This is a genomic window from Paenibacillus sp. VCA1 (assembly GCF_031583795.1).
In the GTDB taxonomy this organism is placed as follows: Bacteria; Bacillota; Bacilli; order Paenibacillales; family Paenibacillaceae; genus Paenibacillus_AQ; species Paenibacillus_AQ albilobatus.
Genome location: NZ_JAVLSX010000006.1, coordinates 468,678 through 483,213 on the forward strand (window position 1 = coordinate 468,678; position 14,536 = coordinate 483,213).

At 50.3% G+C, this 14,536-nt stretch carries 10 protein-coding genes; 2 read left to right on the forward strand and 8 right to left on the reverse strand.

The window, feature by feature from the left end; genetic code table 11:
• Positions 1-13 precede the first annotated feature (13 nt).
• The 7 genes from RJP21_RS16635 to RJP21_RS16665 form a co-directional block, all read right to left on the reverse strand.
• Entirely contained in the window at positions 14-2,563 is a 2,550-nt protein-coding gene (locus RJP21_RS16635) for a PA14 domain-containing protein (protein WP_310860254.1), read from the reverse strand.
• A gap of 240 nt (positions 2,564-2,803) precedes the next feature.
• Positions 2,804-4,888: a WD40/YVTN/BNR-like repeat-containing protein gene (locus RJP21_RS16640; RefSeq protein ID WP_310860255.1), complete on the reverse strand. Its 2,085-nt coding sequence runs from the start codon at positions 4,886-4,888 to the stop codon at positions 2,804-2,806.
• Between the two features lie 93 nt (positions 4,889-4,981).
• Positions 4,982-5,458, reverse strand: a complete 477-nt coding sequence (locus tag RJP21_RS16645; RefSeq protein ID WP_310860256.1) for a hypothetical protein — start codon at positions 5,456-5,458, stop codon at positions 4,982-4,984.
• A 108-nt stretch (positions 5,459-5,566) separates the two neighbouring features.
• Positions 5,567-6,445 carry an MBL fold metallo-hydrolase gene (locus RJP21_RS16650; protein ID WP_310860257.1) on the reverse strand — a complete coding sequence of 293 codons (879 nt, stop codon included), beginning with the start codon at positions 6,443-6,445 and terminating at the stop codon, positions 5,567-5,569.
• Positions 6,446-6,508: 63 nt separating this feature from the next.
• Positions 6,509-7,726 carry an MFS transporter gene (locus RJP21_RS16655; RefSeq protein ID WP_310860258.1) on the reverse strand — a complete coding sequence of 406 codons (1,218 nt, stop codon included), beginning with the start codon at positions 7,724-7,726 and terminating at the stop codon, positions 6,509-6,511.
• A 28-nt stretch (positions 7,727-7,754) separates the two neighbouring features.
• Positions 7,755-8,801, reverse strand: coding sequence for an ArsR/SmtB family transcription factor (locus tag RJP21_RS16660; protein ID WP_310860259.1), 1,047 nt, complete (start codon positions 8,799-8,801; stop codon positions 7,755-7,757).
• 390 nt (positions 8,802-9,191) lie between these two features.
• Complete coding sequence (locus RJP21_RS16665; protein WP_310860260.1) at positions 9,192-12,233, reverse strand: DUF4855 domain-containing protein; 3,042 nt, start codon at positions 12,231-12,233, stop codon at positions 9,192-9,194.
• Between the two features lie 1,078 nt (positions 12,234-13,311).
• Between RJP21_RS16665 and RJP21_RS16675 the strand changes: the two genes are divergently transcribed.
• On the forward strand, positions 13,312-14,022 hold the full coding sequence (locus tag RJP21_RS16675; RefSeq protein WP_310860261.1) for a hypothetical protein: 711 nt from the start codon (positions 13,312-13,314) through the stop codon (positions 14,020-14,022).
• Between the two features lie 32 nt (positions 14,023-14,054).
• Positions 14,055-14,321, forward strand: coding sequence for a hypothetical protein (locus RJP21_RS16680; RefSeq protein WP_310860262.1), 267 nt, complete (start codon positions 14,055-14,057; stop codon positions 14,319-14,321).
• Positions 14,322-14,452: 131 nt separating this feature from the next.
• Here the strand turns inward: RJP21_RS16680 and RJP21_RS31280 are convergent, their stop codons facing one another.
• Positions 14,453-14,533, reverse strand: a complete 81-nt coding sequence (locus RJP21_RS31280; RefSeq protein WP_397386230.1) for an IS3 family transposase — start codon at positions 14,531-14,533, stop codon at positions 14,453-14,455.
• Positions 14,534-14,536: the final 3 nt, after the last annotated feature.

The following is a 14,536-nucleotide window of genomic DNA, read 5'->3' on the forward strand; positions in this document are numbered from 1 at the left end:
ATTATGGATTTTGTCACTTTTGCGTACCGATCAATTTTTTATGAGCTTGCGCAAGACGTTTGAAATCCGCTTTCTCCACCTTACGGTCATAAGAAAGCAAGCCGTTGATCTCCATTTCAACGTCGGTGATTTGAGTATACACCGCAGCGCTAAGACCCGATGCCTTCAGGTCTTCCAGCTGCTTTATGAAGCTGATATAACGATTGGTCAGTTTCGATACGCTCTCTTGCTCTTCATAGTTGAATACGCTGGAATTCCATTCATGTCCAGGCACTTGCAGACCCAGTCCCCCGTATTCTCCAAGCACCGCCGCCCGTGTATCCGTTGGCTGCGGCATCATCGGCGACGGATAATTATGCGCATCGATGAAATGACCTACGTTTTTATCCGTCCAACCGCTCGCATTATTGATGAGACGTGTCGGATCGTAGCTCATCGCCCAATTGGTTAACCGTTCGGTATCATACTGCCCCCAACCCTCATTAAACACCGTCCAGACGACGATCGAAGGGTGATTGCGGAACTGGTCGATCATTTCTTTGAATTCCTTCTCCAAGTGGGCGCGGTTGTCCGCCGAATCGCCAAATTTGCTCACCTGGTCCTGCCATACGACGACACCCAGCTTATCGGCCCAATAATACCAGCGATCCGGCTCCACTTTCATATGCTTCCGGATCATATTCATGCCGAGCCGTTTTACCGCTTCAATATCGAATTTCATGGCCTCATCGGTTGGCGCCGTATATAACCCGTCCGGCCAATAACCTTGATCCAGCGGCCCGATTTGGAAAATAAACTTGCCGTTAATGAGCGGACGAGTGATGCCGTCAACTTTGCCCAGCTTCACTTCCCGCATACCGAAATAGCTGGACACTTCGTCGACTTTTGCGGTCCCTTTCACCAGGTTCACCTTCAGATCATACAGAAACGGATCATCGGGCCACCACAGTTTCGGATTCGGAATCGGGATGGACAATTCCTTTCCGACGGCCCCGGTCGCACGGGCCACTTCCTTCCCATTCTCCATGACGATGGCTTCAACCGCTTCATCGGTAACCCCGGCGCTTCCCGTTACCTTTAATTTAAGCGAATTGCTCGCAAGATCCGGCGTCATATCCAATCTATCAATGGACGCGGGAGCCACCGGTTCCAGCCACACCGTTTGCCAAATGCCGGACACCGAAGTGTACCAGATCCCGCCTGGGTGGTTTCGTTGTTTGCCAATCGTATATCCGCCGTCATCCGTCGGATCGCTGACATAGACGATTAATTCATTCTCACCGGCCACAAGCTGCTTCGTAATATCGAAGCTAAACCCGGTGTAGCCGCCGCGGTGTTTTCCAACCTCCTGTCCGTTCACATAGACAGTCGCTTCAAAATCTACCGCGCCGAAGTGAAGCTGGACCTGCTTGCCATCCCAATCGGACGGCAGGGTAAATTGGCGTTTGTACCACATCTTGTCTTCATGCCGCTCAAGTCCCGACAATTGCGATTCGACGGCGAACGGCACAAGGATTTTCTCGCTTAACGTCTTACCCGTTGGAAGCGTCGTTTGCTTGCTTGCGCTCTCAAACTCCCATTCACCGTTCAGATTGAGCCACTGGTCGCGAACCAGCTGCGGACGCGGATATTCAGGCAATACATTGTTTTTGTCCACGTTGTCCGCCCAAGGGGATTGGATTAAAAACTCGGAATGATTCGCCACCTTCGTGCCCACGAATGCGGATAAGGACTGGCCGTCCGCTTTCTTAATTTTGCCTTGTCCGTCATAGGTCACAATGATCGACTGATCCGGTTTATAAACGGGAACATCCCACTTCAATCGAAGAACAGACGGGTCATCCGGTTTTAAGGTGACGCTTGTCGGAATATGAGTGCGACGCCCTGCAGTCAATGTGAAATGCTTCGCTGCCGCCTTAGGAACGGTTTGCAGCTTGCTGCTGAACTGCAGCTCGGCTTGCAGGCCGTCTTGCAGAATGATGCTTTGTTTCGGACTGTGGTTTACATACCCCACCGGCAATGAAAATGCCTCCTCAGGCACCGCTTGCTTTTGCAATGTGGAGTTGGACCATTTCAATTGAATGTATGCCCCGCCATAGTCCTGAAAAAACTCTAATTTAAAGCTGACTTTCTTGCCGGCTTCCAAACGAATGGGGGCGCTCGTCTGCTCGATGTCCCAATCATTCACCCAATGGTCGATCGCCAGCTGATCATCCACCCATAGGCGGAACCCATTGTCTGCTTTAATATAGAACTTGTAATCATCGGTCACCGGTGCCGTCAGCTGCCCCGTCCAACGGACCGCATTATATTCATCCTGCCCTGTAAGCGCTTTTAGAATTGGTTTTATATCATCAAAATCAATATTGGCATCAACCGTCGTATTCTTCAGCTCTTTGAAATCGAATTGTCCTTTTCCCGAGGTTGTGTAATACTCTGCTATTAAACCTTGGCTTTCCGAACTATCGCTACGTTGATCGTTCCCTGCAAAAACCGTGGACACGCCGAAAACCTGCAAGATCATGATCAAGGACATCATTAGTGAAACAGTACGCATTTTCATATGTTTCAGCTTCCTTTCCTGATTCTTGATTTGACGTGCAATGGTAGAAACATGACGCTCATCCGTTGGCTACATTTATTCCCCCCTTCCTGTAAGAAGTATTTTACAAGGAAACATGTGGAATGTATTTGTAAAATTAGGTTAATAGTTGCAATTTTCCGCAGTGTTTCCCATTCGCTTGCAAAAGTTTAGATCATGCCCCCTATCGATCCAGGGTGGTATATTTACAGAAGCCAAAACTTATTGAAGCACCGACCAGCTAAGCCCGCCGTCCCCTGTGGCCGCCGTCCCTCCGTAGAACCGCAGCCAACCGTGTTTCGCATCGGCGAAGTAGAGTCCGCTTGCGTCGCTAACGCCGGACGACTTGGGAATCGGATGATCCGTCCACACTTTCCCGCCGTCGGCCGTTGCAAGCAGATGAGTCATGCTTCCCGACGCATTCGTCTCTCCGAAAACGATGTATCCATGACGTGGATCCGCGAAGGCGATCGCTTCCGGAAACCAGCTCTTGGGCAGCGTAAGCGTTTTCCGCACCGATTGTTCGTTCAGCCGAAACAAAACCGGACCATGCTCCCGATCTCCCATCTGTGCCATCCATCCCTCCTTCGGAGCAATAAAAAATGCCTTCGTTCCCGAACCGTTACCTTCCAAAGGTTTTGCTTGCTTCCAGGTCTCCCCGCCGTCCGAAGTGCGCCAGACGTTTTTTTCCTGGCTGCTGGCAACAAGCACGCCTTGTTTTTGGTCATAAAAACGAAAAAATGAAATATCTGAAACCCCGCTCAGGTCTTGAAGCGAAGGTCCTTCAACAGGCGTCCAGCTTTTCCCCTCGTCCGATGTCTTCAGCAGAACATGATGCGGCTCATGCTCGCGAAATGCGACAACGTAACCTTCCTTTTTATTGATGAAGCTGACGTTTTCCAATCGCAGGTAACCGTCGACTCGGCCTAATATGTTCCAGCTTGCTCCGCCGTCAACGGTTTGCAGCACCACGTTGTTGTCCGGCAGCGTTCCTACGGCATACCCCAAGGACGAGTCGATCATGGAGACGTCCCCGATCGGCCGCACCGCCGGATAAGTTTGCTTCCATGTTTTCCCGCCGTCCGCGGAATGAAGCAGGAAGCCCGATTCATTGACGCCGTCCGCGGCAGCCCATATGTCCTTGGGGCTTAACATTTGCACCTGATTGACGGCAACGGCGTGATTTGGTGCCACGCTCGCAAAGCTTTTGCCCCCGTCATGAGTAATCCAAATTCCGCCTTCGATCGGACCGGCGCCGGGATGAAGCGACATCACTCCCGTATCGGCGTCCGCAAGCCGGATATCGGTTGGCGTCGGGCGCCCCGTGCGCTGCGCGCTCATTTTCGCCCAATGTTCGCCGCCGTCCGTCGTTCGGTACAGCTCTCCACTTAACATGCCTTCTTCGTTCGTCAGCAGCCAGCCGATGCGTTCGTCCTTAAAATCGATGCCCAAGCTCGACAGCGGCGAATTTTCCCCCGTAAGCTCCAGCTGTTTCCGCCAGGTTCGGGCGCCGTCCGTCGTTTTCAAAACGGCCAGCTTGCCCGCATCCCCACCGACAGTGCCCACGACGTAGCCGATCCGCTCGCTTGGAAAGTTTACATAAAGCGGAATGAAATGTTTGACGCCGAACGAAACCTGATCAAAATGAACGCCGCCGTCGCGGGTAACGAATAAGCGGCCGTTGGCCAGCATCACCCCGTTTTTCGGGCTGTCAAAAGACAATCTGCGCGTATTCAAAAAACCATGGCTGTTGTCTTCCTGCGAAGCGGCCTGCCATAATGCCGTCCAGGTTTTCCCTCCGTCTTTCGTGCGGATGAGCCGGATGGTTTTGCACACGGTCGTTCCCTTGGCGCTGCACCCGTCTTGAACCAGCACCCAGCCGGTTTGCCGGTCGATGAAATCGAGTCCCAAGACAAGCTCTCCAGGCATTTTTGTCGCTTCCCACTGGGCGCCGCCGTCCGTCGTGGAAATGAGCGACAGCGATTTGGCATACACCTGATTCACGGCAAAACCCGTATCGGCGTTCACAAAATCCATGGCCGGAATTTCATACAGGCTTGAACCCGGTTCAATTTTAACGGGAGCGCCCTTTTTCATTACCGATTTGGGGCTGGCCTCAACGGGGACGCCTTGCGTTCCGGATGTTATTGCAACGTTCCCGGTCGCTGTCGCCGCAGATTGCAAAGCGGAAGGGTTGTCCCCTGAAGCGGCCGTTTGCCCGGAGCCGCCGAATGCGCATCCCGGCAACATTAACGCGAATATAAGCAGGACGAAGGCCGCCCGCATGGATCGTTTCGTTTTTTTCATATGTACCTCCTTAACGTCCCGATGGATGAATTTTTCTTTCATTATAAATTCGATGCCCTCGGCAAGATGTTAAGGATTCGTTGCAAACCGGAGTCAATTTGGTCTTTTTTGGACGACCCACCATCCCCCCAAGACGGCAAAAGAAAGCCAAAACAACACGATGTACGCGTTAAAATAAAGCGAGTTTGTGTACATGTTGACAAGCCCGAGCGACCGGATGGCAGGCTCGTCGTCGCCGCGAAGGGAAATCAGCGCATGCTTGACTTTGCGCAGCTGGAGAAAAAGGGCCAGCAGCAATGCCGCAACTGACAAACCGGGGACCAGAAGGTGATAGGACGGTTTGGCGATGTAGTCCTGCAGCATATCGAAATAACGCACCGCGACCACGAACGTCATCAGCATCAGCAGCAATAAGGAAACGAAACCCGGAACAAGCAGCATCCCGCCCGGATTGGCGTTCCCCGAAGAAGCGGAACCGCTGCCGACCGCCGTAAAAAATTCGACCAGGAAAACCAGCAGGACGTTGACGGCAAGCAGCAAAGCACAGGTCATCCATGTTTTGGCGGACATGGGCGTCCTCCTTCCTTTTTCTCAAATGATAAATGGTCTGTACAAAAAAGAAGCCTGTCGGGATTGTATGCTGGCGCAGCCTCCCTTGGGCTTCTTATGATGATTCGTCTAATGCATCGTACGGTCTTGTCCATCAACATATTTCCCGTAGTCGGGAACGGCGACTTCGTCAAAGCGGACGACAAGCTCATGCAGGCCTTCCGCCAGTTCTTGGCCGGAAACCGGCTTTCCGTGCCCTGTCAGCGCATCGTGCGGCTTCAGCGCTTCCAGCTTTTGGACCGACGTTTTGGCTGCCGCCCAATCCGTCGTGAAATAGCGGGGCGGTCCGCTGATCTCCATCTTTTGCGTGAGCACGCTGTACAACTGATCCTGCCGGACCGTCACAAATGCGTCGCCCGCGATCAGCATCCGGTCCCGCTCCCTGAAAAACGAAACATGTCCCGGCGAATGCCCCGGCGTGTGCAGCCAGCGGAATTCCTCCAGCCCGGGAACCGTACCGTCATCCGGCAGAGGCCGGACCCAGGAGCCAAGGCTAAGCGGTTCATTCGGAAAAACGAAGGACAGCTTGGCCAACAGCCCGCCTTCCACCGACGGATCGGGGTTCGGGTAGCTTTTTTCTCCCGTTAAGTACGGAATCTCCTCCGGATGGGCGTAAACGGGAACCTGCCACTCCCGAATCAAATCCACGAGGCCGCCGACATGGTCAAAATGCGCGTGGGTCAAAAGGATCGCTGCCGGACGGGAATGCCGCCCGAAACGCTGCCGCGTCATTTCCAAAATGTCGTCCGCCGATTCCGGCATGCCCGCATCGATCAGCACAAACGACGATTGGCCCGGCACGCCGACGGCCGCGAGATTGACGATCTGCGTCGTAAATGCGTACACGTCGTCTTTGATCTGAACGCCCTGGCCGCTGGCGACGGAAAAAGCGGGTATGTAACGATAATCTTCGCCGTCATGAATGTGCTCTTGGTTTTTCGTATCCATATTCAGACCTCTTTTCAGCAAATTGCCAGTCTCATATGAATATCATGTCATGAACGGCAAAGTTTATTCTTTGGAGGCCGGTATGCCGGTTCTTTTTCGGATCCTCGCTTTCAAGTGCCAAATCGTTGCCGCGCCGGAAACGGCGCAAATCAAAACGCCCACGGAAAGAAAAAGCTCCGGAAGTCCGAAAGCGGACGCCCAATAAGCTCCGTACATGACGCCGAAAGGAGTTACGGCCTTGGTCAAGAGCGACTTGGTGGAGAGCACCTGCCCCAGGAGCGATGCCGGAACCATCCTGTAATAAATCATGCTGCTGTACACGTTCCAAAACGGCATGGCCGCTCCTGCCGCCGCTTCGATGAGGACCGCCGCCGTCAGGTTTGTCATCACGCCGAGCAGAATGTACGTAACTCCGCCGGCGAAAAGCGCCGCGCTCATCACGGCGCCCAATTGTGCGCCAGGCTCGCGCAGCCGCCCGACGAGCATGCTGCCGCAAACGTATCCGAGCGGGAAAGCGGCGGTAAACACCCCGTATTCCAGCGAGCCGCCGCTCAGTATCTCCGTGACATAAGGCAAATACATGGCTTGCGTGGCACAAACGCCAAAGCTTGTAACCGAAACGAGAGCTGCCAGTTCATATAGCACCTTATTCGATCGATAGACCCGAATTCCCTGCAAAAAGCTGCTTTTCCACGTCCGTTTTTCCCCATCGGTATGGGGTAGTTCTGCAATGAATGCCGCGGGAAGCCATGACGCAAAAAACAAAAGGGCCAGCAAGGACAGCAGCATTTCCGGCGCCAACACGCGGGTAAGAAGCCCGGCTGCCGGCAGCGCGACAACCCGAATCAGCTGCACCATGCCCGAGACGGACGCATTGACGCGCACCAGCTTGTCCGGAGCGGCGAGCTTCGGCATGATCGCTCCCGCCGCCGCGTCGTAAACCTGCAAGGAGCTGAGGAACGACCCGATCAATAATACATATGCTTCCCTCTGGCCCGCTATCCACATCGCGCACACAAATGCATATGCCGATCCGCGGATCGTTTCGGACGCCCGCATCACGACCGTACGTTTCCAGCGGTCGATCCAAGGACCGGCGAGCCACTGCACCAACCATTGGCCCGATAAGCTGAGCAGCCACAGCCCGCCCATCGCGGCTTTCGAGCCGGTCAAATCGTACAACATCCAAGACAATACAAACGTGCCCGCTGCAGCCGCAAAAGCCGAGCGCATCTGATCGAAACATAACCAGCCGAGGCTGCGGTTCAACGTATCGCCCACCGATTCAGCTCTCCTTTTTACGCAAATGTCATTCCTCCAATCCCAAAAAACCGCGCAGCTCCTTCGCGTGATGGTCCAGCGAGCCCGGATTCCATGCGTAGCTGCCGCCCTGAACGCGCACCAATCCCGCGCTGCGCAAAATCGCCAAATGATGATGCACGTTGGTTTTGCCCGTGTTGAGCAATTCGGTAAGCTCCTTCAGGGACCGGCTCTGTTCGGAAATGAGCTTTAATGCCCGCAGCCGCTTGTCGTCGCCCAAAGCCTTGTATAGTTGAACCAGCCTGCCGGGCGGTTCGTACGGATCTGTGTCGCCGTTCAGGTTGGAGTCGCTGACGGGGTAATAATAAATTTGCGTGTCTTCCATGTTGGCCTCGATCGTCCACGGACGATAAATGACATGCGGAATGAGCATGACCTTGCTCACGCCCGCTTCCGGTTTGTATTCGACGCCCGCGGCCCGCAGCACCACCTCTTCCGGCGAGCCCTTTTCCAGCCAAGCCTTTTTTTCGGCCAAATCCCGTTCCAAAATCCGTTTGTTCTCCGCAGCGTCCTTCTCCCCGATTTCTTTCTCCCATAACCGAAGCAAATCGGCGAGATGATGTTTCAAACGGCTTGCCCCATATCGGCTGACCGCCCGGATCATGTCCGGAAAGAAAGCATGCACCCGGCATGCTTCGATCAACGCATCGACCGCTTCCTTGTCGCCTTGGGCCGCTTGCATCCGGAGCGCTTCCTCGCCGCGTCCCAAATACGGAAGGACCATATAATTGAAATCTTCATCCCGCATGGGAAACACCCGATCGGCAACATCCCCGGGCGAAGCAAATGAATCGGCATGCAGCAGTTGAAGCAGCATTTTCCACGTTTGATGTTTTTGGCAAAAGTCCAGCTCCCGGTTCAGATCGGCGGACGCCTCCTCCCGAAGCTGCCGCCAATACGACGCAGGCTTGTCCATGGCATCGTGAAGCTTGGGGTAGGTCATCGCTGCGATGCCAAGCGCGTATTCGAAAAGCAGCGAAGCATTCAGCTCGACTTGATAGGTATTCCGTTTAAACGACGCGTCAAAAACATGCATGAGTATCCTCTCTTTCGTTTTTGTTCCAATTCGTGTTTGTTTTATTTATTTTTCGTTTCGGTTTTATTCCATTCTATATTTTTAGAATTAAATATTCAATATATTTTTAACTAATAAATCTAAATATTTTTTACGAACGGACCCAAAAAATCACTACCCGATGACATCCTTAGACGTTTCCTGCAAACAATCCCGAACAAAACCAAAAGCCATGGAATGCACAGCGTGGAAATAACGCGTGCGTCCATGGCTTTTTGGTTTGGAGTGAAGCTAATAAAGGTTGCCGGCCTGACAAAGTTTGTCATGCGGCGCCCTTATCCCAAGTCGAAATCGCTGAAATCCGGCCGCTTGCCATCGAATTTTGCGCTCGCCCGGGAAATGAACCCCGGGTCACCTTGGGTTGTATTCAAATGCAATCTTCACGGGTGTCGACATTCCATCCATCGAGAGATAAGCTTCGTTAGTTCCCTTTAAATTACCAACGAGCTTGATTATAAATTGGAAACGTCCTGTTTCCGTGCTTGTCGTCTGGCCTTGATAAAGGACCTTCCCTTTGGAATCGACGATTTTTAAATTTACTTTGGATGGGCCGCCATTCATCACCAGACCGTCGATCGTCAATTTCCCCGCAGCGACATCCGCCACAGCTCTTGTGCCGTCGATCGCAGTTACCGCATCGCCTCCCGAAAGATGATATACGCCAAATTCATAGAAGGAATATCCGTATTCCGTATTTCTTTGAACGCCTTGGAATTTGACGTATCTGGCTTTAACCGGATCAAAATGAACGGTTTCTTTCCCCGCTTGTGCCGTAATGATTCCGTCATTATCCTTGATCACACTGGTCCAATGCTGATTGTCATCGGAAACAAGTAATTTGTACGTTTTAGCCCGGGCATTCTCCCAGTCGATTCTGACCGTATCGAATTCTTTGGATTCGCCAAGATCGACCTGGAACCAGGTGTCATCAACATAGCCGCTCGACCATCTTGTCGAAGAGAATCCGTCTACCGCTTTTTCCGGCGCCAATCTCTCTAGGGAGCCTTCTACGGATGAAGCCGTTGCCGGTTTACTTTCCGCCAGATTACCGATAAGGCTATAAACTTCTTCTTTCAGCGCAGCGTACGCCGTATCCGATATAATATGGTCTGCAGACAATTGATCCAGCTTCACGTTGAAGCCTTTTAAGTATTTGTCAAACTGCGCTGCATCTGTTCCTTCATTACGTTTCATCAGTTCCAGATAATTATTAAGCGACCGAGGGGCTTCGACTGTCGTGAACTGATTCTGTTCGGCGAATCGGTTCACATTAGCTTTCATCGTGTCGGCGTTCGCTACCGCTCTGATGATGTAAGTCGTCGTCTTGGATTTGGCAGCAGCCACGGTGACGACCAATTGATGTTTACCCGGTTTTCCCGCCAGATTAATCGGTGTTCCCTGGGTGTAAGGATTGCCGTCGAGCATGGCCGTTACCTTCGCCAATCCGCTTCCATCGTCGTCTTTGATTTTCCACGTAATCTGCAGGGTTTCCGTATCCGGTATTTCCAAATCGCCATTTAACGTTTGTCCGTTGATGATGATTTCCGCTTCCGGCGCCGGGCTATCGTGGACAACGTATGTTCCGTTCAAATATTGATACAGCCAGTCATACATTAAACGCAAACTTGGATCCTTGCTCACCCCTAAGTTGTAAACGGCATTATTTCCTTGGTAATAAGCTCTGAAGCCATTTTGCATCAAACCGGTTGTGGCGCCGCTGTTCAAGTAGTCGATAAAACGCTCGCGGAGTACGGCGTCCGTCAACATCCCGTCATCAAACTCGACTTCGTTCCCCATCCCGTACCGTTTTGCATTATTCGCGGCATCTTCCAGACGGTCAACATCCATTCCACCGAAAAAGTAGTTCGGCTGGTAGGCAGCAGCATCCATGCCGACGTCTTTCCACATATACATTTTGTAAGCTAAAGAATGAGGAATCCAGAACACCTTCAAGTTCATGGCATGCACTTTTTCCGTCATCATGCGAGCATCGTCTGGTCCCGATTCACCTACATCGATTTGCTCCGGCAGCCAGTACATTCCGACAAGTTCAAGATTGGAGTAGTTCGCCGCCTGCCATCTTTGCTGGACCTGATCCAGCCACCACTGTATCGCTTTTCCCCTGTTTTCAAGCGCTTTAGCTCTGCCGACGACGGATTCGTTAAAGTTCAAGGAACCGGTACCGTCAACGTCGCCAAAATCGGTTAAAGATCCCCCTGGATTCGGAATCATTAACACAACCTTCTCTTTATGATCAGGCTGGTTCAGCTTGGCTCCGACTTCCTTGGTAGCCTCATTCAAATTCTGCATATCCCCCGTGGCTGCAAATGTTTTATCCAAATACCATTTCCAATCCCCAAGGTTCGTTTGCCCAAGGCCGAAATCACGGCCGGCAGGTGAAGCAAGCCCGAGATATAGAATGCCGTCAAAAAGCCAATCGGTAGGCTCGCCTTCCTTATTGACATAACTGATATTAGGAATAATCCGCTCCTTACTCCAATCACCTAAACCATTTGCATACTGTCCGTTATACAGCAGATTCAAATTCCGGATACCAGCTGTCGCTTCGCCCGGCTCCAAAAAATGAGGCTGCTCGGTTGGAACGGTTACTGCCCCGTCGACCTTACCGTCCGTACCCATAATTTCGATTTCATCAATGTACTCCCATAACGATTGATGCATCGTAAAGATGACTTTAACGTAACGGGCATAAGCCAGCTTGCCATCCGTTTTCCCGCCATTGATTCCGTCCCGGCTGCCGTCCCATGTGAAGGTCTCCTGTCTAGGCGGCCCTGACCCCCAGAGCAGCTGGGTGGCGTTATGAGAAAGCAATCCCCAATTCTCCTTATCGTCGGAGACATACATCGAGACCTCTAACGGCACGAGGATGGAGTTCGTAGGGAAATCTTGGAAAAAGTGAGCTGAAATCTTGGCGATCGACTTTTCCTGACCCAAATCGAACACGACTTCACGTGCTTTTCCGCGCACATGTCCTACCCAAGCCGGATCATTCATATCCAACTTGCCATATTTTCCATCCGTAAGCTTATAGCCGTCGTCCGGATGCGATGCGTCCGGCGCTTCGGACCATTCATACGCAAGCCCTGCCGCGAGATTGCGGAGTTTCGTCTGCTCCGCGTCCGTTGGCGCCGTCGACGGGTTGGCGTCGGGGGCTTGATTGGCTTGATCCACAAACGGCTGTCCGGCATCGGCCGGTTGATCCGATAGGGCTTGCAAGCTTCCCGCATCATTCCCTGCCTGCTGTCCGGCATTTCCCGCCTCCGCCGCGCTTTGGTCCGGAACGCCCGGATCTGCCTGCGCCGCGGACATCGGGGCCGTCAACAAAGCTGCGGCGATCAGGACGGAACCCCATTTTTTACAATTCAAATTCATCAAGGCCAGCTCCTTTTTCGATTTTTTCGAGTACAGAAATACTTGCATCTGGTAAGACTTTTTTTCCTGTTTCGGGTGATGCTCGCCGGATCCCCCCCCTTTCGCAAACTCAGGCGGAAAACCACCTTTGAAAGCACTTTCATTTTCTCTACTGTAGGGAAATTCAGTCCCGCTTGAAATAGATAAATATTGATAATTCATATACATTTGTTTACTATCCCGCATTTTAACGGCAAGAACAGGCTTTTTACTTTGTTTGGAATATCCATCCGTTTCGGAACACAGAAGGCACGCACGCTGAAAACCATGCATACCATATGTTTCACTTCTAAGCCAATTTTAGGGAGATACCCGGAATTCATTGGATATACAGTAAAAAAGGCCCTGCCCGAAAGGACAAGACCTAAAAAGAAAAACAGCAACTCACGCCTGTTGATTATCCAATAAATGCTAGAAAAAGCTGTTTGTACCCCTACAAACACCGAAACGAGGCGACCTCATGAAAAAGTCTACCATGTTCCAGTCTATGTTTCCATCTGTTCTTTCCCGAGAGGAAGTGGCTACAGTCAGTGAATTAATCGGATATTCTTCACCGTATACACTTTACTGGAATATTGGACGCAAGCCGCTTTCTAATAAATCACCGAAAATTCGCCTTTGATCCGGGATATAATCTGTCAATTATGGATCGAAATGCTCGTTCTCAAAACAGCATCGCTCGTTATCTTTGACGATGGACATGACATTAAATTCGGGTTGTTACGAATCTAAAAACAATTTCAGCAGAATAGATTGAAGAGATTTACAAATCTCGCTGCTGTTTTCTCGCTGGATTAAACAACATCTGAATGTTTCAACCCTTTTTGGCACGTCCGAAAATGCAGTCAACTGCACACTCTATGCTGCTTTGCAGCTTTCGTCCCCTCCAAGCCATAATCATTAACTGAAGCTCGCTTGTTCCTAAGCATGCTATGCATAGCGATAAGGCTATAAAAATTTATACCATTATATGGTTGATTATAGTATATATTTAGTATATTATACAATTGTATCCACATTAACCTAAGGAGGTAATAAAATGAACAAAAAGGTAAAAATATTATCAGTTGCTCTTTGCAGTTCTTTGGCTATCGCATCCCTGGCTCCAGTTGCACTCGCTTCTGAGGCAACACCTTCTCTTTCGGTCGAACTTCAAAAAGGAGAAATTAATCCTGATCAAAGGACAATCGTGTTGGGGAAAGATGAATTTTCTTCAAAAATTTTAAACTCTATTGAGGCAATGACGCCATACGTAAGTAAAGGGCAGGATAATCTTTATCACATTGATCCAGCTGCACAAAATATTGTCGATCAAGATGTTTACGAACATTTTGCAACAGGGGTTCAAAACTTGAATGTTGCTCTCAATGGTGATGTTTCCAAAAGTGGCAGCTCATTGAACTTGAATGCTGTTCTTAACAGTGAAGTTTCCGGAAGTAACAGCTCTGTAATAACACCGTATGTATTTAGTAACACTTACTGGTGGGGAGTAGCAATTACTTTTGATAACGAGGAAACAATACGAATGGTTTACTCTCTGAATCAAACAGCACAGGTTGCAGTAATTCTAGCAGCAATAGCCGCCTTCATTCCTTCTGGTCAATTGGGTGCTGTTGTAGCAGCAATTGAGGGTGCAGGCGCTACAATGATTGCTAATTCCATGAGTTATCATAATAATGGTAAAGGTGTCACTTTGAATATCCATTGGCTCCCTATTACATACTTTGAAGTGACAACAAATCAAGGCTGAAGTATACTGTTAAAAGAAAGGAGGAGATATTTATGGTCACAGCATTGACAACTATATTACTCTTTCTTTTAATTCCTACAATTATTTTGGTAACATTCGTTAAATTCGCATTCAAAAATGATAAGAAGAAGACAAATTATGTTCTTTCTGGTATTACAGTTACCGCAATTATTTTGGCTTTAATAAACTCATTAATAACTAATTCGTTTAATCAAAGTAATATTACCGTCTTTTTACTTCTTATTATTACAGTGATCATTTCTTTCCGTGTTAACAGTAAGAAAAGAAACAATAACTAAAAGAAAGCCCTTAGCCGCGGTGGTAAAGACCCCATTTAGTTGACGGACATTAAAAAACCACTCAGATTGCAAACTGGCGCCAGTAGTCTGATCTTGCCCCCGTCAAGTAGACAGTATTAAAACTGAAGTCATTAAGCAGCCTTAGTTCGGTACTCCACAGGACTAAGGTTGTTTAGTTTTGCTTGGAACCTGTCGTAATTGTAAAACCGTATGTA